Source organism: Exiguobacterium sp. SH3S1 (assembly GCF_004337105.1).
Classification (GTDB): domain Bacteria; phylum Bacillota; class Bacilli; order Exiguobacteriales; family Exiguobacteriaceae; genus Exiguobacterium; species Exiguobacterium aurantiacum_A.
Window position 1 is genome coordinate 1 of record NZ_SJUW01000046.1, and the last position, 401, is coordinate 401.

The 401-nt window shown below is 24.4% G+C and carries 1 protein-coding gene; it reads right to left on the reverse strand.

Annotated features, from left to right (window positions below):
- On the reverse strand, nt 1-401 hold a 401-nt coding region (locus tag EVJ26_RS14540; protein ID WP_370454202.1), incomplete at both ends, for a hypothetical protein.

Here is a 401-nt window from a genome sequence, read left to right on the forward strand (position 1 = left end):
GTTTGGTAACAGAGGTAAGCTATAGAAAATCATGTCTTTAAATAATATTTTGTTGATTCTTGCCGTAAATAAATATTTTATTATCTCACAATAAATAAATAAGAATAATATTGAGATTAAATTAGATATTATTATTGCGTATAAATATCCGTTAATACCTAAGTTCATAAAATATAAGAACACGATGCTACTAATCGTTAAAGTTAATGCTGAAACTATACCATCAATTGAGTATATTAATATTTTTTCTATCCCTCTACAAAATTGAGATAAAATGTTTTTAGTAGCTATTACTATATAAAGAAAAGAAAAAAGGTAGGCGTAGTTTTCAAATATCTCTACCTTATTTAAAACTGAAGCTGCAATTAAAGTAAGAAGACCACTAATAAACACTATAAGTA